General features: G+C 32.3%; 20 protein-coding genes. 17 read left to right on the forward strand and 3 right to left on the reverse strand.

Features of this window, described 5'->3' with window-relative positions:
- The first annotated feature begins 44 nt into the window (after positions 1 to 44).
- From CHRY9293_RS03895 to CHRY9293_RS03905, 3 genes are read left to right on the forward strand one after another with little or no spacing between them, the layout of a single operon-like run.
- Complete coding sequence (locus CHRY9293_RS03895) at positions 45 to 1,901, forward strand: glycoside hydrolase family 13 protein (protein ID WP_162031683.1); 1,857 nt, start codon at positions 45 to 47, stop codon at positions 1,899 to 1,901.
- A 17-nt stretch (positions 1,902 to 1,918) separates the two neighbouring features.
- The gene (locus CHRY9293_RS03900) at positions 1,919 to 2,443 is read left to right on the forward strand and encodes a nuclear transport factor 2 family protein (protein WP_162031684.1); all 525 of its coding nucleotides are present in this window, start codon (positions 1,919 to 1,921) and stop codon (positions 2,441 to 2,443) included.
- A gap of 5 nt (positions 2,444 to 2,448) precedes the next feature.
- Positions 2,449 to 3,831, forward strand: a complete 1,383-nt coding sequence (locus CHRY9293_RS03905; protein ID WP_185153190.1) for an MFS transporter — start codon at positions 2,449 to 2,451, stop codon at positions 3,829 to 3,831.
- Between the two features lie 252 nt (positions 3,832 to 4,083).
- Here CHRY9293_RS03905 and CHRY9293_RS03910 read toward each other — a convergent pair whose 3' ends face one another.
- Positions 4,084 to 6,303, reverse strand: coding sequence for an NADP-dependent isocitrate dehydrogenase (locus CHRY9293_RS03910; protein WP_162031685.1), 2,220 nt, complete (start codon positions 6,301 to 6,303; stop codon positions 4,084 to 4,086).
- Between the two features lie 173 nt (positions 6,304 to 6,476).
- On the opposite strand from CHRY9293_RS03910, the gene tpx reads away from it, so the two are divergent.
- The 14 genes from tpx to CHRY9293_RS03980 all read left to right on the forward strand — a co-directional run bounded on the left by tpx (position 6,477) and on the right by CHRY9293_RS03980 (position 24,342).
- Positions 6,477 to 6,977, forward strand: coding sequence for a thiol peroxidase (gene tpx / locus CHRY9293_RS03915; RefSeq protein WP_162031686.1), 501 nt, complete (start codon positions 6,477 to 6,479; stop codon positions 6,975 to 6,977).
- A gap of 189 nt (positions 6,978 to 7,166) precedes the next feature.
- The gene (locus CHRY9293_RS03920; RefSeq protein ID WP_162031687.1) at positions 7,167 to 7,895 is read left to right on the forward strand and encodes a pirin family protein; all 729 of its coding nucleotides are present in this window, start codon (positions 7,167 to 7,169) and stop codon (positions 7,893 to 7,895) included.
- A 36-nt stretch (positions 7,896 to 7,931) separates the two neighbouring features.
- Positions 7,932 to 8,483 (forward strand): NADPH-dependent FMN reductase, encoded by a 552-nt coding sequence (locus CHRY9293_RS03925; protein WP_162031688.1) that lies wholly within the window; start codon positions 7,932 to 7,934, stop codon positions 8,481 to 8,483.
- A gap of 271 nt (positions 8,484 to 8,754) precedes the next feature.
- Complete coding sequence (gene purM / locus CHRY9293_RS03930; protein WP_162031689.1) at positions 8,755 to 9,747, forward strand: phosphoribosylformylglycinamidine cyclo-ligase; 993 nt, start codon at positions 8,755 to 8,757, stop codon at positions 9,745 to 9,747.
- A 94-nt stretch (positions 9,748 to 9,841) separates the two neighbouring features.
- Positions 9,842 to 10,405: a phosphoribosylglycinamide formyltransferase gene (gene purN, locus CHRY9293_RS03935; protein ID WP_162031690.1), complete on the forward strand. Its 564-nt coding sequence runs from the start codon at positions 9,842 to 9,844 to the stop codon at positions 10,403 to 10,405.
- A 140-nt stretch (positions 10,406 to 10,545) separates the two neighbouring features.
- A complete protein-coding gene (gene purH / locus CHRY9293_RS03940) occupies positions 10,546 to 12,063 on the forward strand; it encodes a bifunctional phosphoribosylaminoimidazolecarboxamide formyltransferase/IMP cyclohydrolase (protein WP_162031691.1) in 1,518 nt (505 codons plus the stop codon).
- Positions 12,064 to 12,155: 92 nt separating this feature from the next.
- Positions 12,156 to 13,394 carry a phosphoribosylamine--glycine ligase gene (gene purD / locus CHRY9293_RS03945; RefSeq protein ID WP_162031692.1) on the forward strand — a complete coding sequence of 413 codons (1,239 nt, stop codon included), beginning with the start codon at positions 12,156 to 12,158 and terminating at the stop codon, positions 13,392 to 13,394.
- A gap of 132 nt (positions 13,395 to 13,526) precedes the next feature.
- Entirely contained in the window at positions 13,527 to 15,056 is a 1,530-nt protein-coding gene (gene guaA / locus CHRY9293_RS03950; RefSeq protein ID WP_162031693.1) for a glutamine-hydrolyzing GMP synthase, read from the forward strand.
- Between the two features lie 178 nt (positions 15,057 to 15,234).
- Positions 15,235 to 16,737 carry a carbon-nitrogen hydrolase family protein gene (locus CHRY9293_RS03955; RefSeq protein ID WP_122546912.1) on the forward strand — a complete coding sequence of 501 codons (1,503 nt, stop codon included), beginning with the start codon at positions 15,235 to 15,237 and terminating at the stop codon, positions 16,735 to 16,737.
- A 108-nt stretch (positions 16,738 to 16,845) separates the two neighbouring features.
- On the forward strand, positions 16,846 to 18,495 hold the full coding sequence (locus tag CHRY9293_RS03960) for an ABC1 kinase family protein (protein ID WP_162031694.1): 1,650 nt from the start codon (positions 16,846 to 16,848) through the stop codon (positions 18,493 to 18,495).
- A 14-nt stretch (positions 18,496 to 18,509) separates the two neighbouring features.
- Entirely contained in the window at positions 18,510 to 19,016 is a 507-nt protein-coding gene (locus CHRY9293_RS03965; protein ID WP_162031695.1) for a hypothetical protein, read from the forward strand.
- Between the two features lie 144 nt (positions 19,017 to 19,160).
- A complete protein-coding gene (locus CHRY9293_RS03970) occupies positions 19,161 to 20,513 on the forward strand; it encodes a DEAD/DEAH box helicase (RefSeq protein ID WP_162031696.1) in 1,353 nt (450 codons plus the stop codon).
- A gap of 226 nt (positions 20,514 to 20,739) precedes the next feature.
- Entirely contained in the window at positions 20,740 to 23,715 is a 2,976-nt protein-coding gene (locus tag CHRY9293_RS03975; protein WP_162031697.1) for a sensor histidine kinase, read from the forward strand.
- Between the two features lie 12 nt (positions 23,716 to 23,727).
- Positions 23,728 to 24,342: a response regulator transcription factor gene (locus CHRY9293_RS03980; RefSeq protein ID WP_162031698.1), complete on the forward strand. Its 615-nt coding sequence runs from the start codon at positions 23,728 to 23,730 to the stop codon at positions 24,340 to 24,342.
- A gap of 220 nt (positions 24,343 to 24,562) precedes the next feature.
- Here CHRY9293_RS03980 and CHRY9293_RS03985 read toward each other — a convergent pair whose 3' ends face one another.
- Together CHRY9293_RS03985 and CHRY9293_RS03990 are read right to left on the reverse strand one after the other, a co-directional pair.
- The gene (locus tag CHRY9293_RS03985; RefSeq protein WP_228455465.1) at positions 24,563 to 25,219 is read right to left on the reverse strand and encodes a GDSL-type esterase/lipase family protein; all 657 of its coding nucleotides are present in this window, start codon (positions 25,217 to 25,219) and stop codon (positions 24,563 to 24,565) included.
- A 76-nt stretch (positions 25,220 to 25,295) separates the two neighbouring features.
- Positions 25,296 to 25,757: a lipocalin-like domain-containing protein gene (locus CHRY9293_RS03990; protein ID WP_162031700.1), complete on the reverse strand. Its 462-nt coding sequence runs from the start codon at positions 25,755 to 25,757 to the stop codon at positions 25,296 to 25,298.
- Positions 25,758 to 25,971: the final 214 nt, after the last annotated feature.

A 25,971-nucleotide genomic window follows, 5' to 3' on the forward strand; every position in this document is an offset into this window, starting at 1 on the left:
TTGAAAAATTAACTATAATTTAGAATTATTAATCCATTATCATAATGAAAAAGATATATGTAATTATAGCTTTATCAGCAGCAGTAAATGTTTTTTCACAAAAAGTTTTAGATAGAGTAGAGCCGGCCTTTTGGTGGAAAGGGATGAAAAACCCGGAACTTCAAATTTTGCTGTATGGAAAAAATATAGCAAACAATGAGATTCAGCTTTCCGATGGGATTCCAATTAAAAATATTGTGAAGGTTGAAAATCCAAACTATGTTTTTATTACCATAAATCCAAATGAAAGGCCTGTTTCAAAATTTAAAATCCATGTAAAGAAAGGTAAGAAAGAGATAGCTTCTTATTTATATGAGCTCAAAGAAAGAATACCTAATTCTGCAAATAGAAAATCTTTTACATCAGCAGATGCCATATATCTGATTATGCCGGATCGCTTTGCGAATGGTGACGAAAAAAATGACACAGTTCCCGGTCTTACTGAAAAAACCAATAGAAATCTTCCCAATGGTAGACATGGAGGAGATTTACGAGGTATTATTAATCATCTTGATTATATTCAAAAACTGGGAGTAACGGCCGTTTGGTTAACTCCGGTAAATGAAGACAATGAAAAAGTATATTCCTATCATGGATATGCTCAGACCGATTTGTATAAAATTGATGAAAGGTATGGAACTAATGAAGAATACAAAGAGCTTTCTCAAAAGTTGAATAAAAGGAATATGAAATTAGTGATGGATTATGTCACTAATCACTGGGGTGGTTCCCATTGGATGATAAAAGATTTGCCTACAAAAGATTGGATTCATTGGTTTGATGAGGGAGAAAAAGGATTTAAACGCTCTAATTATAAAACAACAACCCAGTTTGATACAAATGCATCTGAAATTGATAAAAAAATGGCGTTGGATGGATGGTTTGATACAACAATGCCGGATATCAATCAGAAAAATCCATTAGTGTTAAAATATTTAATTCAAAATGCCATTTGGTGGATAGAATATGCCGAACTGGGAGGGTTTCGAGTGGATACTTATCCTTATAATGACAAAGAAGCAATGGCAAAATGGGCGAAAGCCATTATAGATGAATATCCTCAATTTAATATTGTCGGAGAAACTTGGCTCTATACGGCAGGGCAGATTTCGGCATGGCAGAAAAATTCAAAAACGGGAGAAGCAGCGAATTACAATTCCAATCTTCCCTCTGTAATGGACTTTATGTTATATGCTGATATGCCTAAAGCTTTAAAAGAAAAAGAAAGCTGGAATAGCGGAATGAATAAGATTTATAATGTTTTTACAAGCGATTTTTTGTATCCGGATATTAATAACATTATGGTTTTCTTTGAAAATCACGATACTGAAAGATGGAATGAAATCTTTAATGCAGATCCCTCAGCCTACAAGATGGGGTTAACATTACTATTGACTGTTCGAGGAATCCCTCAAATATATTATGGTTCGGAAGTGGGAATGAGAGGAGATAAAGAAAAAGGAGGTGATGCAGATATCCGTAGAGACTTTCCCGGAGGTTGGAAATCTGATAAACAAAATGCTTTTAATCCTTTAAATCAAACTTCAGAGCAAAAAGAATTTTATCAATTTACTCAAAAATTACTGAATTGGAGAAAAGGAAAGAAGGTGATTCATTATGGTAAAACTAAAAACTTCGTTCCGCGCAACAATGTTTTTGTATATTTTAGGTATAATGAAGAAGAAAGTGTTATGATCGTTTTGAATAATAATGAAAAAGAGGAGAAATTAGATTTAAAACATTTTGAAGAGTCTTTAAAAGGATATAAAGAAGGAATAGACATCATTTCAGATAAAAAAATAGTATTACAAGATATATTAACTATACCCGCGAAAACTTCAATGATCATTGAATTGAAATAAGCTATATATAAACGAACATGAAAATAACAACAAAATTTTTTGCATTCATACTTATTGTATCAGTGTCTACAATACTTTCAGCACAGCAAAACAAGGACAAATTCGAAAAAGATAAAAAGGAAATTAGCAAAATGCTTGATGACTTTAATGGAGCTGCTGCCAAAGCTGATTTTACAACGTACTTTAATTATTTTGCAGATGAATCTACATTTATTGGAACAGATGCTACTGAAGTCTGGGATAAAAAGGCCTTTATGATATGGGCGAAACCTTACTTTGATAAAAAGAAAACTTGGAATTTCGTTTCATTAAAAAGAAATATTTATTTTGCTAAAGAGGGGAGATTAGCTTGGTTTGATGAGCTATTAGATACGCAAATGAAAATATGCCGAGGCTCAGGAGTTGTGGAAAAAATAGGCGGGCATTGGAAAGTAAAGCAATATGTTCTTTCGGTAACAGTTCCTAATGAGGTTGTGGATAAGGTCGTGGTAGAAAAATCATCGATTGAAGAAACATTGATACAACAATTAAAAAATAAATAAGTATCATGTCAATACAAATAAAGCCGAATCTATCGATACTACAAATCATCAATATGAGCATGGGATTCTTGGGAATTCAAATGGCTTTTGGTTTGCAGAACGGGAATGCAAGTAGAATTTTGGCCAACTTTGGGGCGGATGTCCATGAGTTGTCTTGGTTTTGGTTGGTTGCTCCTATTACAGGACTTATTGTTCAGCCTATCATTGGGCATATGGGTGATAATACATGGAGTCCGTTAGGTAGAAGAAAACCCTATTTTCTTATAGGTGCTGTTTTATGTGCCATAGGTCTGGTTATGCTTCCCAATGCAGCCTCTGTCACTCAAATGATGGCAGCAAATGTCTTGCTGTTGGCCGTTATATTTTTGGCTATGATGGATGCTTCAATTAATGTGGCAATGGAGCCGTTTCGTGCCTTGGTAGGGGATATGCTTCCTAAGCATCAAGGAACAATCGGGTTTTCTGTTCAAACTATTTTGATTGGAATAGGCGCTGTTATTGGCTCAGAACTTCCCAATTGGTTGACGAAAATAGGCGTTTCAAACGTTGCTCTTAAAGGTTTTGTAGCAGAGAATGTAATTTATGCTTTTTATATAGGCGCAGCAATTTTGATCGTATCGATCTTATATACAATGGTGACTACAAAAGAGTATTCTCCTGAAGAATTTGCTTCATTTGAAGATGGAAAGGAAATACAAGAACACCCATCTAAAATTTCGGATATTTTTAAAGATTTTGCCAATGTTCCCATTCAGATGAAAAGGCTCGGAGTAGTACAGTTTTTTTCGTGGTTTGCTTTATTCACCATGTGGGTTTTTACCACGAGTGCTTTAGCTACCCATCATTTTGGGCTTTCACCTGAGGATACTCATTCGGCAGGCTTTAATAAGGCTGGGGATTTGACAGGAAGCTTATTTGGAAGCTATAATTTTTATGCTATCTTCTTTGCTTTTGCCTTAACACCGATTGCTAAATATATAGGTAAAAAACAAACGCATGCTTTAGCGTTACTCTGTGGTGGATTAGGATTGATTTCAATCTATTTTATTAAAGATGTTCATGATCTTTGGATTTCGATGATAGGGCTAGGGTTTGCTTGGGCAAGTATTTTGGCTATGCCTTATGCCATGTTAATTGATTCTATTCCTCAAAAGAAAATGGGAGTTTATATGGGAATTTTTAACTTTTTTATTGTTATTCCTCAGATCATCAATGGCGTTATAGGAGGTCCGATTGTCAGTACTATTTTTGGAAAATATGCTATAGGTTATATTGTGATAGGAGGTATTTGTATGATAGTAGGAGCCATCTTCACTATTCTTTTTATTAAACCCGATAATGAAACTCCACAAGAAATTAAAGAGGAGATCCAACAGATCCATTTTTAGAAATGGTTCAGTGACCACATAAAGGCTAAAATGGACATTTTTTTAACGTATGATTAGAAATTTTTTTATAATGGTCGCTTTAACAATTTATAAATGTTGGTTCATCTTTTCATTAAGGATTACTGCTTTGATAGTTGTAGGAAAGTTGACCATTTTAGCAGCTATCACTGTCACAAAATTAAACTGCTCCTAAAAAGCATGTAACTTTTTGGAGCAGTATATATCTATTAAAAGGTGCTTTAAAGAGGGAAATTAAATTCCATCAATAATTGCATTTAATGTAGCGCTTGGTCTCATAGCAGCATATGTTTTAACTTCGTCAGTTTTGTAGTAACCGTCGATTTCCTGAGGTTTTCCTTGAGCTCCAATCAATTCTTCATTGATTTTAGTCTCATTGTCCTTCATATGAGTAGCGATGGGCTTAAATTTCTCTGCAATTTCAGTATCTACAGCTTGGGAAGCTAATGCTTCAGCCCAATACATAGCCAAATAATAGTGAGAACCCCTGTTGTCAATTTGTCCCACTTTTCTGGCAGGAGACTTATCGGTAGCTAAGAATTTAGCGTTTGCTTCATCTAGTGCATCAGCTAAAACCTGAGATTTTTTATTTCCTTGAGTTTGAGCTAAATGTTCTAAAGACGCCTGAAGTGCTAAAAATTCCCCTAATGAATCCCATCTTAAATAGCCCTCTTCAATAAACTGTTCCACATGCTTAGGAGCAGATCCTCCGGCACCTGTTTCAAATAAACCTCCACCATTCATTAATGGAACAATAGAAAGCATTTTTGCAGAAGTTCCTAGTTCAAGAATTGGGAAAAGATCAGTTAAGTAATCTCTAAGTACATTTCCTGAAACAGAGATGGTATCTTTTCCTTCTCTGGCTCTTTTTAGAGTTTCAGTCATTGCATCTTTTACATCAAGAATTTTGATGTCAAGGCCTGCTGTATCATGGTCAGCAAGATATTTTTCTACTTTTTTAATGATTTCTCTATCGTGAGCCCTTCCTTTATCCAACCAGAAAATAGCAGGAGTATCCGATAATCTTGATCTATTAACCGCTAATTTTACCCAGTCTTGGATAGGAGCATCTTTAGTTTGACACATTCTAAAAATATCCCCTTTCTCTACTTTTTGAGACAGAAGAACATTCCCTGCTTCATCCTGAACTTGAATAGTTCCTTGTGCTGTTGCTTGGAAAGTTTTGTCATGTGAACCATATTCCTCTGCTTTTTGGGCCATTAAACCAACGTTTGGAACAGATCCCATAGTCGTTGGATCAAGTTTTCCGTGAGCTTTCATATCATCAATTACAGATTGATAGAATCCTGCATATGAACGGTCAGGAATGATACAAACCGTATCTTCTTCATTTCCGTCTTTGTTCCACATTTTACCTCCACCTCTTACAAGAGCAGCCATCGAAGCATCCACAATAATATCCGAAGGAACATGGAAGTTGGTAATTCCTTTGTCAGAGTTTACCATTGCCACCCTTGGTCCATTTGCTAAAGCGGTTTCAATATCAGCTTTTATATCAGCTTCTTGAGCATTTCCTTTAATCTTTTCAAAAAGATCAGCAAGACCATTATTAGGATTAATATCTAGAGCTTTGAAAGTCTCAGCATATTTAGTAAATACATCTTTAAAGAAAGTCTCTACAATAGCCCCGAAAATAATAGGATCAGAGATTTTCATCATCGTGGCTTTTAAATGAGCTGAAAGCAATACATTTTTATTTTTGGCTTCTTCAATAGCTTGTTGAACGAATGCTTTTAAAGCATTTATATTCATTACAGAAGAATCGATAACTTCTCCGGCTTGAAGGTTCGCAAAATCTTTTAATACTGTTTCAGAATGATCATTTCCTTGAAATACAATTCTGAATTTTGTAGCCTTTTCTATTGTTGTTGAGGTTTCTGTTCCATAGAAATCTCCTTGTTGCATATGAGCCACATCAGTTTTGCTGTCGGAAGACCAATTACCCATTCTGTGGGGATTAGCCTTTGCATAGTTTTTAACCGCTTTTGGAGCACGTCTGTCAGAATTTCCTTCTCTTAATACAGGATTTACGGCACTTCCTAACACTTTAGCATATTTAGCTTTAATTGCTTTTTCATCATCATTTTTAGGCTCTGCCGGATAATTGGGAACCGCAAAACCTTTAGATTGTAATTCAGCAATTGCTTCATCTAGCTGAGGAACTGAAGCGGAAATATTGGGTAGTTTGATAATATTGGCATCGGGTTGAGTGGCTAATTGACCTAGTTCTGCCAACGCATCTCCTATTTTCTGATCATCTTTTAGATATTCAGGAAAGTTGGCTAGAATTCTTCCTGCCAAAGAAATATCAGGAACGGCAATCTCTATATTGGCTGATTTTGTAAAAGCTTTTACAATTGGTAAAAATGAATGGGTAGCCAACATTGGAGCTTCATCCGTAAGAGTGTAATAGATTTTTGATTTGTCCGACATTATATAGTTATTTATTATTGTATTTTTAAACCCTACAAATTTAGTTAAAATTTAATTTTTTTATATTAATCCTAAATAAGATTTTCCACTTTAAGAATTATTTAACCTTTATATCAAAGAAAACCCTATTTAATTTGAGTAAATTTGAAAAACGTTTTAAAAAAATAATATTTATGTCGACGACGATAACTCTAAAAGGAAATGAAATACATACAATAGGAGCTTTACCAACAATAGGCACAACTATTAACGATTTTGCACTTGTAGACTCCAATTTACAGGTTAAAACACTTGCTGATTTTGAGGGGAAGAAAAAAGTGTTTAATATTTTTCCAAGTATTGATACTGGAATTTGTGCAGCTTCAGCGAGAAAATTTAATGAAGAAGCTTCCAAATTAGAAAATGCAGTTGTGATTAATGTATCTAAAGATCTCCCATTTGCGTTAGGAAGATTTTGTGCTGCTGAAGGATTAAATAATGTAGAAACACTTTCTGACTTTAGAAGTAGCTTTGGCGATGACTTCGGATTGACAATTACTGATTCTCCTATGAAAGGACTTTTAAGCCGTGCCGTAATCGTGGCGGATGAGAATAATAAGGTGATATATGCAGAACAAGTTCCTGAAATTGTAACGGAACCTAATTATGATGCTGCATTAGCGGTGTTTAAATAGTTAAAAATATACTTATTTAAAAAGCCTTGTGAAATATATTCGCAAGGCTTTTTAAATGATCCTACTGGATAAAATATAGTGATTTTATACTAGAATTACGTATCATGTGTATGGGTAAATGTTTCTTATCCTACGTCAATACTTTGAACATGGCTAAGCCGTAAATTTGCTTTATAAATAATCATAATAATGAAAACAATTTATCATAAAGCAGATACAAGAGGACATGCTGATCATGGATGGCTAAACAGTTACCATACATTCAGTTTTGCAAACTATCAAAATGCTGAGAGAACACATTTCGGAGCCTTAAGAGTTTTAAATGATGATACAGTGTCCCAAGGAATGGGATTTGGTACCCATCCTCACAGAGATATGGAAATTATTTCAATTCCTTTAGAAGGAGATTTAGAGCATAAAGATTCTATGGGAACAACTGCGGTAATTAAGAAAGGTGAAATTCAAGTAATGAGTGCGGGGACAGGAGTAATGCATAGTGAATATAACCAAAACAAAGATGTTCCTGTAAAATTTTTACAAATCTGGGTTTTTCCTAGAGAATTAGGTGTGGAGCCACGATATGATCAAAAAAGTATTAAAGAAGGAGAAAAGCTCAATGAATTTCAACAAATTCTTTCACCAGAGAAAAATGATGAAGGAGTTTGGATTCATCAGGATGCATGGTTTAATCTAGGTAAGTTTACAAAAGGAATAGATAAAAACTATAAATTACATAGAAAAGAAAATGGAGTATACGTTTTTGTCCTAAAAGGAAGCATAAAAATAGGCGATAAAACACTTAATGAAAGGGATGGTTTAGGAATTTGGGAAACTCAGAGTTTTACTATGGAGGCAGTTGATGATACCGAAATTCTTGTAATGGAGGTTCCCATGGAATTGCCATCTTATCTTAAATAATTAAATTTGTAACCTTAAAAATTATACAAATACATAATGAAAGTTTTAGCAATAGCAGGAAGTAATTCAGAAAATTCGATGAATAAACACTTAGTGTCATATGCATCCACTCTATTTGAAAATGCAGAAGTAGAAGTTATAGATTTAAATCTTTTCGAAATGCCTATTTATAAACACGAAAGAGAAGTAAATAGCGGAGTTCCTCCAGAAGCCCATGATTTTGCGGCTAAAATTGATGGAGCTAATGTATTGCTACTTTCTCTACCTGAACATAATGGAACATATTCTACTGCGTTTAAAAATGTATTTGATTGGGTATCCAGAATCAAAGGTAGAACGGTATGGAATGAAGTTCCTATGTTATTGATGTCCGCAGCACCAGGAGCTAGAGGAGGAGCTGGAGTATTGGAGGCTGCTACTAAGCGTTTTCCTTTTCATGGAGGAAATATTGTAGATACATTTTCGCTACCATTTTTCAAAGATAATTTCGATACAACAAAACAAGAAATTTCTAATGAAGAGAAAAACAATGAGTTAAGAGATAAAATTAAAAAGATTTCAGCAATTGAAATCATCCTTGAAAAATAGAATTTGAAACTTAACTTAAAAATTAATATCTTTGCAAAAAGATAAAGAAATGAAAATTCAGACCTATCATAAAGAATGTTTTTCCGATAAAGGGAAAATTGTGGGCTCTGAAATTCTGAAATAAAGCAATGGCCGATAATCTACTAAGATTGTCGGCTTTTTTATTTTTTAAATTTGATATAAAAAGTAATTATAAAAAGATAAAAGACATCAGGTATTAGATATAGCAATAATCTGAAATCTGAATCTAGCATCTAAAAATCTAAATACAATGAGCAATACTTACAAATCTGCAGGTGTAGATAAAGAAGAGGGATACAAAACGGTTGATAGAATAAAAAAAGCGGTTGGTGAAACTCATAATTCAAATGTATTGAATCATTTGGGGAGTTTTGGAGCTTTCTATGAGATAGGAGGGTACAAAAATCCTGTTTTAGTGTCTGGAACAGATGGTGTAGGAACAAAGCTGAAAGTAGCATTAGATACTAAAAAATATGATTCTATAGGAGTAGATTGTTTTGCAATGTGTGCGAATGATATTCTTTGTCATGGAGCCAAACCCTTATTCTTCCTAGATTACTTAGCTTGTGGAAAATTAGATTCCGAAATTGCAGCTGAGATCGTATTAGGAATGGTGGAAGCTTGTAAAGATAATAATTGTGCATTGATTGGTGGTGAAACTGCTGAAATGCCGGGAATGTATCAGCCGGGAGACTATGATGTAGCAGGATTTTGTGTAGGAATCGTTGAAAAAGATCAAATTATTGATGGATCCAATATTAAAGTGGGTAATAAAGTAATTGCATTGCCAAGTTCAGGATTTCATTCTAATGGTTTCTCTTTAGTAAGAAAAGTATTTCCAAACTTTGAGGAAGAATTTGAAGGAAAGCCCTTATATGAGACTCTCCTAGTTCCAACAAGATTATATTATAAAGATATTCATAAAGTTCTTGAAGAAATAAAAGTGTGTGGAATTGCTCATATTACAGGAGGAGGTCTATATGAAAACGTTCCAAGAATTATTCCTAACGGATTATGTGCTTCAATTGATGCTTCAAAAATCCAAATCCCAAGTATTATGCTGGAATTGGAAAAGAGAGGAGGAGTAGCTCGTGAAGAGATGTTCGGAACATTCAATATGGGAATAGGGATGATCTTAGTTGTAGATACAGAGCATGCAGAAAAAGTATTACATCTTTTAGATGATGCCTATGAAATTGGAGTAATCACAGAAGGCAACGAGAAAATTAATTTATCACTATAACAATATAACAATGTATCAGTTTAGCAATGCAACAATGCTTTTAATTTAATTGGTATACTGGTACATTGATAAATTGATATATTAATTTAATGACATGAAAAACATTACTGTACTCGTTTCAGGTTCAGGAACTAATCTTCAAAGGATTTTAGATAGCATTGAGAGTGGAGAAATTCAAAATGCACAAGTATCCTTAGTAATTGCAGACAGAGAATGTTATGGACTAGAAAGAGCTAAAAACCACCATATTAAAAATATACTCATTCCAAGGGGTAAAAATTTTAGCAGTCAATTGAATGAAGTGATTTCCGAAAATACAGATTTAATTGTATTAGCCGGTTTTTTATCTATTCTAAAGTCTGAATTTTGTGAAAACTGGAAAGGCAAAATAATTAATATTCATCCTGCTTTACTTCCCAAATTTGGAGGTAAGGGAATGTGGGGAATGAATGTTCATCGGGCAGTCATTGAAGCGAAAGAAAAAGAAAGTGGAGCTACTGTACATTTCGTGACATCAGGAATTGATGAAGGAGATATAATTCTTCAAAAATCGTTTGATGTTATGGAAAATGATACTCCTGAAACACTTGCAGAAAAAGTACATCATATTGAATATGAAATTTTTCCTAAAGCCATTAATAAATTTTTTGGCAATTAATATAATAATGCAACATCTTACCCTTTTTAATGATGGCATTTTTTATCAGTAAGAAATCTAAGTAAAAATAAAATAAATCCGGAACTGAAAATACCGGATACAGTTTGAAATAGCTGTAAAAAGTAAAAATTGAAAGAAAAATGAGCAAAAAGAGAGTTTTAATCAGTGTCTCAGACAAAAGCGGATTGATTGAGTTCGCCCAGTTTTTGGAAGCCCAGAATTATGAATTGATTTCAACAGGAGGGACCTTCAAACATTTGAAAGATGCTGGTTTAAATCCGATTCAGATTGATGAGGTTACGAATTTCCCTGAAATGTTGGATGGAAGAGTAAAAACACTACATCCAAAAGTACATGGAGGATTGTTAGCTGTTCGTGCTAATGAAGAGCATATGAAAACGGTTCAGGAGCATGGAATTGGACTGATTGATATGGTTATTGTAAACCTTTATCCTTTTTTTGAGAATGTAAATAAAAATATTTCTTTGCATGAAAAAGTAGAGTTTATTGATATCGGTGGTCCTTCAATGCTTCGGTCTGCAGCTAAAAATTTTGATTCGGTTACCGTAATTACAGATGTAGAAGATTATGCAGCAGTAAAAATCGAAATGGAGCAAAATGGAGATACGTATATTGAAACGCGAAAAAAACTTGCTGGAAAGGTATTTAACCTTACGTCTGCTTATGATGGAGCTATTTCCAGAATGCTTTTAGAAGAAGAATACCCTACTTATCTCAATGCCTCTTACAAAAAAATATCTGATTTAAGGTATGGTGAAAACCCTCACCAAACAGCAGCATATTATGTTTCGACTTTCGAAAATGGGGCTATGAAAGATTTTGAACAGCTTGGAGGTAAAGAGCTTTCTTTCAATAATCTTCGAGATATGGATCTCTGCTGGAAAGTAGTTAATGAGTTTAAGGAAGAAATGGCATGTTGTGCAGTAAAACATTCAACACCTTGTGGGGTTGCTATTGGAAGCAACGCTTTGGAAACCTATCAAAAAACTTTCGAATGTGATCCAGTTTCCATATTTGGAGGAATTGTTGCGATGAACTATAAAATTGATGGAGCCACAGCCGAAGAGCTCAATAAAACTTTCCTTGAAATCGTAATGGCTCCGGAATTTGATGAAGAAGCTCTTGAAATTTTAAGAAAAAAGAAAAATCTAAGAATTATAAAAATTATAAATCCGGTTTCTGATAAACAAACTTGGGTTAAAGTGGATGGAGGAATTTTGGTTCAGGATAATGATAGTGTTTTTTCAGAAGATATTAAAACAGTTACCAACGTACAACCTTCCGAAGAGCAAAAAAAGGCCCTTATTTTCTCTCAAAGGGTAGTAAAATATGTGAAGTCAAATGCTATTGTTGTTTCTAATGGAATTCAGGCTTTCGGAATTGGAGGTGGCCAGGTTAATAGAATTTGGGCTACTCAACAAGCTATTGAAAGAGCTAAAGAAAAATTCTCTGGAGATTTAGTTTTAGCATCTGATGCCTTTTTTCCTTTCCGTGATGTAGTGGACTTTTGTGCTCAAGAGGGAATAAAAGCGATTATTCAACCAGGAGGAAGTGTGAAAGACCAAGATAGTATAGAAGCTGCCAATGAACATGGAATTCCCATGATGTTTACAGGAATCAGACATTTTCTACACTAGTTAAAATAGAATTAAAATTGAGTTGGAGATTGCTTATATAGCTTTCAAAATTATATATTTGTAAATTATAGACTAGATAATTAAAATAAAGTATGAGAATATTAATCATAGGTGAGGGTGGAAGAGAATCTGCTCTGGCAACAAAACTTCATAAAGACTCTAGAGTTACAAAAATGTTTTTCGCCAATGGGAATGCTACTACCGATGCAATAGGGAAAAATGTTCATTTGTCCGAAATCCACGAATTGAGAGATTTTGCTATAAAAGAAAAAATTGATCTTACAATTGTAGGTCCTGAAGCTCCTTTGGTAGCAGGTTTAAAGGATGAATTTAAAAGGCATGACCTTAAAGTTTTTGGTCCCGATCAGAAAGTGGCAAGTCTGGAAGGAAGTAAAGCTTTTTCTAAGAAATTTATGCAAACCTATGATATCAAAACGGCAAAAGCTGTAATATTTGATGCATATAATGAAGCTAAAGAGTATATTCAAACCCAAGAATATCCTTTAGTAATAAAAGCAAGCGGTTTGGCAGGAGGTAAAGGGGTTGTTATTTGCGATACCTTGGAAGAAGCTGAAGCTACGATTCATGACTTTATGATCCGTAGAATTTATGGAGATGCTGGTATTCGTTTAGTTATTGAAGAGTATTTACAAGGTTTTGAAGCATCTATTATTGCTTTCTCAAATGGAGAACAACTTTTCCCTTGTATTCCGGTAAAAGATTATAAAAAAGCAGGTGACGGTGATAAAGGACCTAACACAGGAGGTATGGGATCTGTGGCACCAAGTCCGGAATTTACCCAAGAACATTATGCAGATTTTGAACAACATATTTTAGAACCTACCATTACAGGACTTAAAGCAGAAGGCTTTAGCTTTAAGGGAATTATATTCTTTGGTTTAATGGTAACTAAAAAAGGAACTTATCTTCTTGAATATAATATGAGATTTGGAGATCCTGAAACTCAGGTTTTGATGGCTCTTATGGAAAATAACCTGTTAGATGTTATCAATGACTGTATGAACGGAAAAGAGGTACAGCTTACCTTTAAAGATGAAAAGGCTGTTTGCCTTGTAATGTGTTCAGGAGGTTATCCAAGAAATATAGAAATAGGTTTTGAAATTGTAGGAGAAGATAAAGTAAAACACAGCCAGTTATTACATGCAGGAGCTATTAGAAGAGGTGATAAAGTAGTTTCTAATGGAGGTCGGGTGTTAAATATTGTGGCTACCGGTGAAACGTATGAAGATGCTCGCAAGAAAGTTTACGAAGATGCAAGTCATGTACATTTCGATTACAGCTTCTATAGAGAAGACATCGGAAAGTTTTAATCATAAAAAATTAAGATAAAAGATTTGGATCAATTCCAAGTCTTTTTTTGTAAAACAGTTCATATTAAGAAGTTAAAAATTATAAACTATAAGAACAAAACATTTATAGTTGATTAATAAATTATTTACACAATGCAAAACGGTATTATCATATTAGATTTCGGATCTCAGTACAATCAACTCATCGGAAGAAGAATCCGTGAAATGGGTGTATATTCTGAAATTTTACCATTCAATACAACTATTCAAGATATTTTAGAAAAGAAACCTAAAGGAATTATTCTGTCGGGTGGTCCAAGCTCTGTCAATGCAGAAAATGCACATTTGGTAGAAAAAGAACTATATGAGCAAGGTATTCCTGTGTTAGGAATCTGTTATGGAATGCAGTTGACAGCACATCTTTTAGGAGGTAAAGTTCATAAAGGAGTGAAAGGAGAGTATGGAAAAGCTCATTTAGAAATTATAAAAGAAAGCTCATTATTAAAAGGTGTTTCGCAGAATTCTGTGGTTTGGATGAGTCATTTTGATGAAGTAGGAGAACTGCCTGTTGGGTTTGAACTTAATGCAAAGTCAGGGGTGATCGCCTCAATTTCTAATGAAGAAAGAAAAATATATTGTGTACAATTTCATCCGGAAGTTTCTCATAGTGAGGAAGGAGGAAAGATGCTTGAAAATTTCGTTTTCGGAATCTGTAATGCAGAGAAAAACTGGAAATTGACCAATTATATTGAAAAGACTGTTGAAGAAATACGTGAAAAGGTAGGAGATCAAAAAGTGATCCTTGGACTTTCAGGAGGAGTAGATTCTTCTGTAGCTGCGGTTTTGATTCATAAAGCAATCGGAGATCAATTGACGTGTATTTTTGTGGATACAGGTTTATTGAGAAAAAATGAAGGCCAGAAAGTAATGGATAATTATGGAGAGCATTTCCATATGAATATCAAATTGGTTGATGCTTCTGAAAGGTTCCTTTCAAAATTAGAAGGAATTGATGATCCTGAACAAAAAAGGAAAATTATTGGAAATGAATTTATTCACGTTTTTGATGAAGAATCTCATAAAATTGAAGGAGCTAAGTTCTTAGCTCAAGGAACAATTTATCCAGATGTAATTGAAAGTCAGTCGGTAAATGGACCATCTGCAGTAATTAAATCTCATCATAATGTGGGAGGATTACCCGAAGATATGGAGTTCGAGCTATTAGAACCATTAAGAGAGCTTTTTAAAGACGAAGTGAGAAAAGTAGGTGAAGAGTTAGGTATTCCACATCATTTAGTACATAGACACCCTTTCCCGGGACCTGGATTGGGAATTAGAGTATTAGGAGCTGTTGATGCTGAAAAAGTAAGAATCTTGCAAGAGGCCGATGATATTTTCATTGAAGAATTGTATAAAAATGATCTGTATGAAAAAGTATCTCAAGCTTTCGTAGTGCTTCTTCCTGTAAAATCAGTAGGAGTAATGGGAGATGAGAGAACTTATGAATATACGGCAGTAGTTCGTTCAGCTAATACTATTGATTTCATGACAGCAACCTGGAGCAGACTTCCTTACGAGTTTTTAGATACGGTATCAAGTAGAATTATCAATGAAGTAAAGGGTATTAATAGAGTGGCGTATGATATTTCAAGTAAACCACCTGCAACGATTGAATGGGAATAATTTCTATATTGCAATAAGAATAAACAATCTCCTATATTTCATAGGAGATTTTTTTGTTTACATATTTTGAGCTTGCTTTGTTTTTTATCTCATATTATTAAGTAATTATGGCTTGTTATTGTTTGTTTTAATTTTTTTTAAGTAAAAAAATAATTAATTTTAAATAAAATTACATCAAATGCAAATAGAAACAAGGAATTTGACGATTAAGGATTATGCAGAATTAGTAGAGACCATGAAACGAGCATATCCTCAAATGTCAGAATCAATCTGGTCTAAAAAAAGTATTGAAAAACTCACTAAAATATTTCCTCAAGGACAAATCTGTATTACGGTTGATGGTAAATTAGCAGCAGTTGCATTGTCTATCATTGTGAACTATGACGAATTTGGAGATGATCATACTTATATTGATATTACAGGAAATTATACTTTTAATACACATATAGCTACAGGAAATGTGCTGTATGGAATCGAAGTTTTTGTAGATCCTGAATATCGAGAATTGAGATTAGGAAGAAGACTGTATGATGGAAGAAAGGAACTTTGCGAATTACTTAATCTGAAGTCTATAGTTTTAGGAGGAAGAATTCCTAATTACCATAAATATAGTCATGAACTTTCTCCAAGAGAATATATCCGAAGGGTAAGAGATAAGGAGATTTATGATCCTGTATTATCTTTTCAACTCTCTAATAATTTCTTACCTATTAAAATTCTCAAAAAATATCTTCCTGAAGATGAATCGTCGAAAGAAAATGCAGTGCTGTTGCAATGGAATAATATTTACTATAGTAAAAGGCCCAATACGATGCAGGATAGTGTGATCCGATTGGGATTGGTGCAATGGCAGATGAGACACTTTAAAGATATCCATGCATTTTATGAACAAGTAGAGTTTTTTGTAGATGTAATGGGAGATTACAAATCAGATTTTGTATTGTTTCCTGAGCTCTTTAATACCCCTTTACTCGCTCCCTATAATAATCTTTCCGAAAGAGATAGTATGATTGAGCTATCCAAAATCACAGAAGAAATCAAAAATAAGATATCAGAATTTGCAATCAGCTACAATGTGAATATTATATCCGGGAGTATGCCTGTCTTTGAGAATAATGAATTGTATAATGTAAGTTATCTTCTTCATCGGGATGGTCGTATGGATGAATATAGAAAAATACATATTACCCCTAATGAAAAAAAATATTATGGAATGAAAGGGGGTAATGAAATAAAAGTTTTTGATACAGATTGTGGAAAAATTGGTCTGGTGATTTGCTATGATGTGGAATTCCCGGAACTTCCAAGAATTTTAGCCGATCAAGGAATGAAAATTCTTTTTGTTCCTTATTTGACAGACACACAAAATGCATATATGAGAGTACGTCATTGTGCAGCAGCAAGAGCGATTGAAAATGAATGTTATGTAGCCATTGCAGGTTGTGTAGGAAATCTTCCGGGAGTTAATAATATGGATATTCAGTTTGGGCAGGCAGCTGTGTTTACTCCTTCAGATTTCGCTTTTCCTTCCAATGCCATTAAAGGAGAAGCAACTCCCAATACAGAAATGACCTTGATTGTAGATGTTGATTTGAATTTACTAAAAGAAATACACCATAATGGATCTGTACAAGTTATGAAAGATAGACGCAGAGATTTGTATGAAACATATTTAAAATAAATGTCATATCGTTTGAAATGAGTAGGATTTGTTTTGATATAAATAACCCTCAATATATTATAAATAGGAATAATTTTTGGAGTAATTTGTAACGAATATTCCCATGATATGTTTGGTAAGCAACAAAGAAAATTGAAGAGATCAGCAAAATTAATTTCCGTATTGAGTAAATATGGTTTTAAAGATATGCTGGCAAGGATGAATACTGGAAATAAAAATGAAGAGGTAAAGATACAGCCTGAAAAAATCGATACCAAAGGAACGGTTCATGAAAGAATAAGATTGGTTTTAGAAGAGCTGGGGCCTACTTTTGTAAAGCTTGGACAGACATTTAGTAACCGAGAAGATTTACTTCCTCCAGAATTGATACAAGAATTGCAGAAGCTTCAGGATAAAGTAGATAGGGTAGAAATGGATGTGGAAGAAATCTTGGAACATGAATTGGGAATTTCCGTGAAAGAACATTTCTTAGAAATTCAAAAAAAGCCTTTAGCAACAGCGTCCATAGCCCAAGTGTATAAAGCCACATTAATGGATGGAAATCAGGTTATTTTAAAAATAAAAAAGCCGAATGTTCAGGCAGTAATTGAAGATGATTTATTGCTGATAAAAGATCTGGAAAAATTGGTTTCTTCTTATTCTGAAATAGGAGAAAGACTGAATTTGAAACAGGCGATTTCTACTTTTGAAAAATCTTTACTGGAAGAAGTTTCTTTAATTAATGAGAAAGAAAATATAATTCAGTTTGCAAGAAATTTTAAAAAGAATAAAGAAACATATGTTCCAAAAGTCTATGGAGAATTTTCTAATAACAATATTCTCTGTATGGAATTTATTGATGGTATAAAAGTTACCGATAAATCTATGCTTTTGTCTCAGAATATTGATCCTGTGAATATTTCTGAAAAAGGATTAAGACTTTTTGTTTCACAAATTTTAGATTTTGGCTTTTTTCACGCTGATCCTCATGCAGGAAATATTTTAGTAAAGAAAGACGGGAGAGTTGTTTTTATTGATTTTGGTGCAGTAGGAAAAATTCCTCCCAATGATAAAGAAATTTTTGAAAATTTAATTGTGAGTTTCGTGGCTAAAAATCCTCATAAAATAGTAAGGAATCTTAAGAAAATGGCCATAAGCTATCAAATCCCTGATGAAAGGAGATTTGAAAATGATGTGGAAGATATTTTGAATTTTGTTCATAATACTTCTTTAAAAGAGATCAATCCTCAGGAAATTATCAATAAGATGAAAGATGTTTTAAAAGATAATCGTTTGTATATGCCGGATTATTTTTATCTTTTATTAAAAGGGATTACATTAATTGAAGGCGTAGGACGTACCATAAATCCAGATCTGGATATTGTAAAAAGCCTCAACCCCTATACCAAAAAGATCTTTGCTCGTAAGATTACTCCAAAAAATGTTTTTAAAACAGGGGTAGATAAAATAATGAATTTTACAGATAATATGGACGAAATTCCCAAAGAATTACGTTCCGTATTACAAAAATTAGATGAAAATCAATTTACTGTTTCTAGTGAGATTAAAAATATTGAAAAGACAAATCAATTGATCAAATCAAGTATTATTAATTTGATTTTAGCCTTAATTTTAGGTGCCAATATGATAGCAACAGCGATTGTATTGGTATCTGAACAAGGACCTAGAATAGGTGAAATGTCTTTGATTGCAGTGTTAGGATTCGTTTTTTCATTATTATTAGTGGTTATACTTTTATTGAGAATTAGCAGAAAATAAAAAATAAATACGTGATGAAAATAGTAATTTTATTGACTCCCTTGTTGTATAGTTCGCTCTTAGTAAGCCAAACGGAAAAAAATGCGGTTTTAGGAGATTATGATGGTAATGGAAAAAAAGAGTATGCTTATACGAAAATCAATGATTGTAATGATGAATGTGATGGAAAGTGCGAAACCATTATTTATTTCAGCGATAAAAATATCAAGCCTTTAGCTATTGCTCCTTCTAGAAATGGAACATTGTTCAACTTAAAAGATTTAAATAATGATGGAAAAGATGAGCTTGGATTTTATCCTGATTGGTGCACAAGCTGTTGGCATCCATTTTATGTTTATACTTTAAATAAAAAGGATTGGGAACCCTTACTTTCTCCAATTTCAACACATTGTACTCAATGGGATGATGGTAAAATCCCCATTAAAAAAGATCCTAAAAAGAAGGGATATGTTATAATTACCACCAGTCTCTGGAAAGATGAGGATATTAAAGTAATTAGTAAAAGTATCAAGATTAAGTAATTTTTGCAATAAGGAAATCTGAAAATTTAAACGGTTAAAAATATAAGCTGATGAAAAATCTTTTATCGTTCAAAATTTTCAGATCGTATTTCATCACGTTTTATCCCCCATTTTACAAAAAAATTAATTCCCTATCTTTGCAAAATGGAAAGACTTACTTTTGCGGATTTTGACCTTCCGGTTAGAATTCTTGATGTATTAGCGGATTTGGAATTATTTGAACCTACTCCTATTCAGGAAAAAAGTTTAAAACCTATACTTTCCGGAAGAGATGTGATGGGGATTGCTCAAACAGGAACCGGAAAAACATTAGCCTATCTTTTACCTGTTCTTAAAACATGGAAATATAATAAAGCGGGAAACCCAACGGTTTTGATTTTAGTTCCTACAAGAGAACTTGTGGTCCAAGTAACGGAAATTATTGAAAAACTAACCGAAAATATCACTGCAAGAGTAATAGGAATATATGGCGGAAAAAATATCAATACCCAAAAACTATTGTTTAATGATGGCTGCGATATTCTAATTGGTACGCCAGGAAGGGTCATGGATTTGTCTATTGATAATGCTATTTCTTTGAAAGAAGTCCAAAAGTTGATCATTGATGAGTTTGATGAAATGCTGAATTTAGGTTTCAGGCCACAATTGACTCATATTTTTGAGATGATGAAAGAAAAAAGACAAAACATTCTTTTTTCTGCTACCATGACAGAAGCGGTTGATGGAATGCTCGAAGAATATTTTGCAAGCCCCATTGAAATTTCATTGGCAAAATCTGGAACTCCACTGGAAAAAATTGAACAGACAGCCTATAAAGTTGAAAATTTCAATACTAAGATTAATTTACTTGAGTATTTGTTGAAAAACGAAACAGATATGTCTAAAGTGTTGATTTTTAATAATAATAAAAAGCATGCTGATCTTTTATTTACAAAAATAGATGAACTTTTCCCTGAACAGTTTGATGTAATTCATTCCAATAAATCTCAGAATTACAGACTTAAAGCAATGAAGAGCTTTGAAAATGAGGAAATAAGAGGGCTCATTACTACCGATGTGATGGCAAGAGGTTTGGATATATCAAATATTACCCATGTAATCAATTTTGAGACCCCTGATATTCCGGAACAATATATTCATAGGATTGGTAGAACGGGTAGAGCAGATAAAGATGGGAAGGCTGTCACGTTCGTTACTAAGAAAGAGGAAACTTTAATCCTGGATATCGAATTATTAATGGATAAAGATCTAAAATTCCTTGACTTCCCTGAAGATGTAAAAATAAATCCTAAAAAGATTGCAGCAGAAGAAGAGCATATTGCAATGAAAAACCCTGCTCAGGTAAAGCTAACTGAAGGAGGAGGAGCGTTTCATGATAAAAAAGATAAGAATAAGAAAGAAAACTGGGGAGGACCTTCAAAAAGAAAAGAACCGAAGAAGTTTGGAGCTAACAGGGCTCAACAAAAAGCAAAATCGAAAGCAAAAAGAAAAAAATAAATATAATATCTGCTCTATCTTAAGAGCAGTTTTTTATTTATAGCAAAAAGATAAAAACTAATGCTGAAAAATCATTCATTGAAATGTGAATTATTTTTGTTTTTCAGCAAAAAGATTTAATATTTTTAAATAATGAGAATTAATGCTTTTAAATTGGTAAATTCGGAGTTTAAAAAATTAATTTTTTATATTTGTATCAAAAAGCAAAGCATAACTACTTTTTCTAATGAAACTATTCTATATTATTTCATTATTTTCTTCTTTATATGTTTGGTCTCAAAACTATAGCTCTATTTGGTATGGTAATAATACTGGGCCTGATCTCCCTCAAAGTACTGTTAAAGATATCATTAAAGATAAGTATGGCTTTATCTGGTTTAATACAAATTCTGGAGTTTTAAGATATGATGGCAAACAGTTTTTATTGTATAAATCAAATAATTTACCATTAAGAGGTTTTTGGGGAAGTGTAGAAAAGGATAGTATTGTAATGATGGCTGCGGATTCTTATCAGGATGCAACGATAATATCCAAAAGAACTTCTAAGGATATAAAAATTAAGAATGTAGATGCTAGTTTGCTTCCTAGAAATCATAAAATTTATAGCAGGTTTTATACAAGTAATCCAGCCGATAAATATTTTCCCAACGTTGCATTTTATTATTTAAAAACCAATTCAGGAATTTATTATTTTAATAACAGTTTGATTGAGTTTGAAAAACAAAAAGACTCAAAGAAAGAGATTGTCCTAGAAAACTTTCACTATAATGACTTAAAACGTGTGTTTACTCATGGTGATTATGTATTTATAACTGATCCTAATAAGAGAAAGACCATGCGTTTATATAAGGGAAAGATTTCTTATGATAACGATGCAACTTTATATAATGATCCACAATCAAAAATATTTTGGTACCAAACATCAGAGCAGGTATTTATTATTAATAAAGGTAATATTTACCAAAGTAAACTGATTAATGGTAAACCTAAACTCTTTTTTTTAGTGAAATATGAAAATGTAGAAAAAGACTTTGCGACAACCATTTTTTATGATGAAGCCTACGATAAATTATACTTTGGAACTCTAACAAAAGGGTTACACATTATTAATCTCTCTAAATTCTATATTTCGCAAAAAAAAATACCTTTTGTTAATGAAGTAGTATATGCAGCATTACCTTTTAGTAAAAGCTCGGTGATTACTGAAGAAGGGATAGAATATTTTAAAGATACTACTCACGTTATATTTCCTTATCGTACTATGATCAATGATAATAGAAGTATTGCGTATGATCGTTTCAAGAACCTACTTTATCAATCAGAGAACAAGATCCAAAGAAGATTTATTAAGTCAGGATATATAAAAAAGGACTCTATTGTATTTCCCAATACAGGCTTAAAGTCTCTATACAAAAGAGGAAAGGAAAATATGTTGACCATTTTTAATGATAAAAGTGAACATACTTATTTGTATTTTTTCGAAGATGATAGTTTTAACACGAATAAAGGTAAAATGCTTTTTCCATCTGTTGTTAATACAGTAATGGACATCAATGATGATTTTTTTTATGTAGGATGCAATGATGGATTGTATTTGATTTCTGTAAAAACTTATAAAATAATAAAAAAGATTGTAAATGGTATTGCGATCAAAGAAATTTTAAAAACTAAAGATGGAAATTTTTGGTTTACAACCTATGGAAAAGGATTCTATTTATTGAAAAATAATAAAGAAATTAAAATGCCTTATGATAGGGGTGGATATCTAGCTGATGCACATACTTTTTTGGAAGATCGTCAATCTAATCTCTGGATTTCTTCAAATAATGGGTTATTTAAGGTCTCCAAAAATAAGCTTCTGAACTATGCTCAAAAGAAAGAGAGCTTCGTCAATTATTTTAGGTTCTCTACAGAAGATGGTCTTACCAATAATGAATTTAACGGAAGTTCAAATCCAAATGCCAATATATTGGAAAATGGAGAGTTTGTATTTCCTTCCATGGATGGTTTTGTTTTCTTTAAACCGGAAGAAATCAAATGTCATTTTCCCCAACCGGATCAAGTTTTTATTGAAAGAGCAGAGATGGATGATGTGCCTGTAAATTTTCAAAATAAACTTTCTTTTAGTAGTAATTATAAAACGGTTGAAGTATATATAGATATTCCTTATTATTATAGTGATATTGAAAATATTTACCTAGAGGCTAAGCTTGATGATGGTAAAAACAATAAATGGGAACGTATTAAAAACAATAGAAAATTTATTATAACCAAGGTTTCTCCGGGTAATTATAACTTATTGGTGAGGTATATAACCTCTGAAAAAGGAAATTTTATGTATAAAAAAATAGCTGTGACAATTGAACCTCAATTTTATGAGACCCACTTTTTTTTAATGTTTGTTGTGTTAGTTGGTATAGGAACTCTAATTTTGATTGTAAGGCTAAGAACCAATTTTTTAAATAAAGAATTGAAGGAAACTAATAAAACATTGGATATTACAAAAGATAAATTGAAAAATGAAGCAGAATATCAACAAAAGCTTGTGCAATCAATCAGTCATGATATCGCCAGCCCAATAAAGTTTATTTCTTTTCTATCACAACAGCTTCGTGAAACAGAAGATCCAACTATTCAGAAAGAGTATTTTGATGGGATATATAATTCATCCGAACAATTATATAAATTTACTTCAGGCTTAAAAGCCTATACTGAATTGTACAAAGAAGACTATGTTATTGAAGGTGAGGAATATGTGTTGTATGATGTAATAGAAGAAAAAGTTTTATTATTTCGAGGTATCGCAAAACAAAATGGAACTATTATTGATAATGTTAGTAATCAAAATGTAACGACAAGGATAAATAGGGATATAATTGGAGCAATAGTACATAATTTGATTGATAATGCAGTAAAGCATACCATAGAAAGTCATATCGTGGTTTCCGCAGAATTGGGTAATGATGGTATTGAAATTGAAATAAAAGATGGAGGGAGTGGAATGACAAAAGAGCAGAGAGATTATTACTCAGATTTATTAAAAAAAGTTACTAATGAGGAGTGGGAATTTAAAAATTATGGATTAGGTTTACATATGGTAATTCAGTTGGTGAGGAAAATTAATGCTACCATTAGCTTTAATGAAAATTTCCCAACGGGAACTGTAGTAAAAGTGGTTTTAAACAATACAAAAAATATATAAAAAATATAAAAGATGGAAAAAAGAATACTAATAGCTGATGACCATGAAGTGGTAAGGCTGGGAGTTTCGTTGATGTTAAAAAAAAATTTTGAAGGCTGTCATACGGACTTTGCATTAAATTACCCTCAAGTGAAGAGTAAATTAAAATCCGACCCTTTTGATCTTATATTATTGGATATTGATATGCCTGGAAGTAAATTTAGGGAAATGATCAAGGAAATAAGAATTATTCAAAAGGATATTTTAATTCTCCTTTTCTCTACATATAATGAGAATATTGCAACACAATATATCAATGAAGGAGCAAATGGATTTCTAAATAAGTTAAGTGATGAATCAACACTCGTAAATGCAATAAACTCTATATTTGATCATGGATATTATTATTCCCCTCAAGTTCTAAAGCAAATGATAAAAGATCCTATTAATAGTGATCCAAGACGTATTCTATCTGCAAGAGAATTTGAAGTGTTCGAATTACTAGCAAAAGGGAATGGAAATCTTGAAATAGCTAATCTTTTGAATCTTGAAGCTCCTACCGTAGGAACATATAAGAAAAGGGTATATGATAAGCTAAACATTGATAATATAGTTGATCTCCTGAAAATTTATAATGATCTACATTAAAAAATTATTGGTATTACATTAGAAAATAAAGAATAGTAAAAACAGATAAATAGTTATTATTGAATCTATAAATGATAACAATTCAAAATATCAAAATTTAAATAAAAATATGGTTTAAAACGATCTTTGTTTATTTTAATGCAAGGGAGGTCAATGATATTATTACCTTATGTAAGGTAATAATACAGTTTTGGTGGAAAATAGGATCACTTATGAGATCCTACTTCATATAAGGTTTCATTACTAAGGTCCATAATTGATAGCCTTCTGGTGTTAAATGAAGCCTATCTTCCAAAAAAAGATCTGTTCTTACATTTCCATTCTGATCTTGCATGATGGGAGTAATGTCTATAAATTCTGCATTTTTTTCTTTTTTCATAAACTGTAAGATCTTTTTGTTAGCCATTTTCATTTGAGGCCAAAGCTCTTTTCTACTTGGAGAATATTTTATTGAAATATAATCAATTTCTATAGAAGGAAATCGTTCACGGATTTTTTTATAAAATATTTTATATCTGTTTACGAGTTCTTTATAGTTTAGCAGAGGAGTATCGGCAAAATCGTTCTCTCCACAATAAATGATGATTTGTTTGGGTTGATAAGGCTCTAAAAGGTCCTTTGCGTAATAATTAAGATCAGTAAGTCTGGAGCCTCCAAAACCTCTATTGATAATTGTTTTGCCTGGAAAATACTGTGAAACATCGGTCCATTTGGTAAAGGATGAACTTCCAATCAAAAGAATAGAATTCTTAGGAGGGGGATTTTGCTGGTCAATTTTCTTGAAGTTTTGAATTTCATCCCAAAACGCAGGTTTTTTTTCTTGTGAAAAGAAAAAAGTAATTGTTAACAAAAAAAATACTGAAAAAATGTTCTTCATAACTTTCATAATTTTAAGTTAATTCAATTTTTTCATCATTAAAAAACTCTCGATATAATCGAGAGTTAGGGTGTTTTTATCTTTTATAAGTAATATAAGTAGAATCGTTTACTCCATCACCATTAAAGTCAACAACATCAAAAAGTTCCATTAACTTTAATTCTGAGCTGGAGAGAATAATTACTTTGTATTTAAGAGAAGTATTGTCTGCATAATTAACTGTCATTTCCTTGGTCTCAGTATCATATGTAAATTTACCTTCTATTTTACCATTTATATGACAATCAAGGCCATCGCCATCATAAGAAGTATATGCTGTATAGTAATCCGTTCTGAATTCGGTAATATCCTTTGTACTACATCCGGTAGGAGTGACACTTTTAAGTACTGTTTTATTGTCTTTTCCGGAAACGATTTCTCTCATACTCGTTTTCCATTCTCCTTTTAGCATATCCATTTCATATCCCTGTACGTTGTCATCTTCACAAGAAATAAGGCTTAGTATTGAAAAGGCAAATAAAAGTAGTTGTTTTTTCATTTTCACAAATTTAAGAATATGCTAAAATATAAATAAATTTGAAATTTTTATAACAGAATCAATACTTTTACGCTTTTTATATAAAAAAAGAATTCATAAAAGAATAGGAATGGAAAATAATAGATAATGGAAATGGTATTTTAAGAATTTAAAAATTAAATGACTTTATATAGTAAGATAATCACTTTATCATTACATCTTAAAATACCATTTT

Source organism: Chryseobacterium potabilaquae (assembly GCF_902728265.1).
GTDB lineage: Bacteria > Bacteroidota > Bacteroidia > Flavobacteriales > Weeksellaceae > Chryseobacterium > Chryseobacterium potabilaquae.